The following is a 2,500-nucleotide window of genomic DNA, read 5'->3' as shown; positions in this document are numbered from 1 at the left end:
AGCCCAACCCTTGGGACCGACTACAGCCCCAGGATGCGATGAGCCGACATCGAGGTGCCAAACCTCCCCGTCGATGTGGACTCTTGGGGGAGATAAGCCTGTTATCCCCGGGGTAGCTTTTATCCGTTGAGCGATGGCCCTTCCATGCGGAACCACCGGATCACTAAGCCCGTCTTTCGACCCTGCTCGACTTGTAGGTCTCGCAGTCAAGCTCCCTTATGCCTTTACACTCTACGAATGATTTCCAACCATTCTGAGGGAACCTTTGGGCGCCTCCGTTACTCTTTAGGAGGCGACCGCCCCAGTCAAACTGTCCGCCTGACACTGTCTCCTACCCCGCTAAGGGGCATGGGTTAGAAGTTCAATACAACCAGGGTAGTATCCCACCGACGCCTCCTTCGAAGCTGGCGCTCCGAGATCTCTGGCTCCTACCTATCCTGTACAAGTTGTACCAAAATTCAATATCAGGCTACAGTAAAGCTCCACGGGGTCTTTCCGTCCTGTCGCGGGTAACCTGCATCTTCACAGGTACTATAATTTCACCGAGTCTCTCGTTGAGACAGTGCCCAGATCGTTACGCCTTTCGTGCGGGTCGGAACTTACCCGACAAGGAATTTCGCTACCTTAGGACCGTTATAGTTACGGCCGCCGTTTACTGGGGCTTCAATTCACAGCTTCGCTTGCGCTAACCGCTCCTCTTAACCTTCCAGCACCGGGCAGGCGTCAGCCCCTATACGTCACCTTACGGTTTTGCAGAGACCTGTGTTTTTGCTAAACAGTCGCCTGGGCCTATTCACTGCGGCTTCTCTAGGCTATGCACCCAAAGAAGCACCCCTTCTCCCGAAGTTACGGGGTCATTTTGCCGAGTTCCTTAACGAGAGTTCTCTCGCACACCTTAGGATTCTCTCCTCGACTACCTGTGTCGGTTTGCGGTACGGGCACCTCTCACCTCGATAGAGGCTTTTCTTGGCAGTGTGAAATCAGGAACTTCGCTCATACGAGCTCGTCATCACAGCTCAACGTTATAGTATGCGGATTTGCCTACATACACGCCTTACTGCTTGAACACGCGCAACCAACGGCGTGCTTACCCTATCCTACTGCGTCCCCCCATTTCTCAAACGGTGAGGAGGTGGTACAGGAATATCAACCTGTTGTCCATCGCCTACGCCTATCGGCCTCGGCTTAGGTCCCGACTAACCCTGAGCGGACGAGCCTTCCTCAGGAAACCTTAGTCATACGGTGCATGGGATTCTCACCCATGTTTCGCTACTCATACCGGCATTCTCACTTCTAACCGCTCCACCAGTCCTTCCGGTCTGACTTCAACGCTGTTAGAACGCTCTCCTACCACGCATACTCAAAGTATGCATCCACAGCTTCGGTGAATCGTTTAGCCCCGATACATTTTCGGCGCAGCGTCACTCGACCAGTGAGCTATTACGCACTCTTTAAATGATGGCTGCTTCTAAGCCAACATCCTGGTTGTCTAAGCAACGCCACATCCTTTTCCACTTAACGATTACTTGGGGACCTTAGCTGGTGGTCTGGGCTGTTTCCCTCTTGACTACGGATCTTATCACTCGCAGTCTGACTCCCGTGTATAAATATCCGGCATTCGGAGTTTGTCTGAATTCGGTAAAGCGAGATGCCCCCCTAGTCCAAACAGTGCTCTACCTCCGGTATTCTCAATCACGAGGCTAGCCCTAAAGCTATTTCGGAGAGAACCAGCTATCTCCAGGTTCGATTGGAATTTCTCCGCTACCCACACCTCATCCCCGCACTTTTCAACGTGCGTGGGTTCGGGCCTCCAGTGAGTGTTACCTCACCTTCACCCTGGACATGGGTAGATCACCTGGTTTCGGGTCTACGACCACGTACTAATTCGCCCTATTCAGACTCGCTTTCGCTGCGGCTCCGTCTTCTCAACTTAACCTCGCACGTAATCGTAACTCGCCGGTTCATTCTACAAAAGGCACGCTATCACCCATTAACGGGCTCTAACTACTTGTAGGCACACGGTTTCAGGATCTATTTCACTCCCCTTCCGGGGTGCTTTTCACCTTTCCCTCACGGTACTGGTTCACTATCGGTCACTAGGTAGTATTTAGCCTTGGGAGATGGTCCTCCCGGATTCCGACGGAATTTCACGTGTTCCGCCGTACTCAGGATCCACTCTGGAGGGAATGAACTTTTGACTACAGGGCTTTTACCTTGTTTCGCGGACCTTTCCAAGTCGCTTCGTCTAATTCATTCTTTTGTAACTCCGTATAGAGTGTCCTACAACCCCAAAGAGCAAGCTCTTTGGTTTGGGCTCTTCCCGTTTCGCTCGCCGCTACTCAGGGAATCGAATTTTCTTTCTGTTCCTGCAGGTACTTAGATGTTTCAGTTCCCTGCGTCTGTCTTCAACACGCTATGAATTCACGTGAAGATACTATCCGATTAAAGATAGTGGGTTCCCCCATTCGGAAATCCCCGGATCAAAGCTTACTTACAGCTC

Annotated in this window: 1 rRNA gene (running past both ends of the window); it reads right to left on the bottom strand. The window is 51.9% G+C overall.

Going from position 1 to position 2,500, the window contains the following annotated elements:
* Positions 1-2,500, bottom strand: a 23S ribosomal RNA gene (locus MKY07_RS00565) (it extends past both window edges: 347 nt to the left, 82 nt to the right).

It is taken from the genome of Solibacillus sp. FSL W7-1472, from assembly GCF_037969775.1.
Classification (GTDB): Bacteria; Bacillota; Bacilli; order Bacillales_A; family Planococcaceae; genus Solibacillus; species Solibacillus silvestris.
The sequence above is the reverse complement of the archived record's forward strand: the minus strand, read 5'-3'. Positions and strand labels throughout refer to the sequence as shown.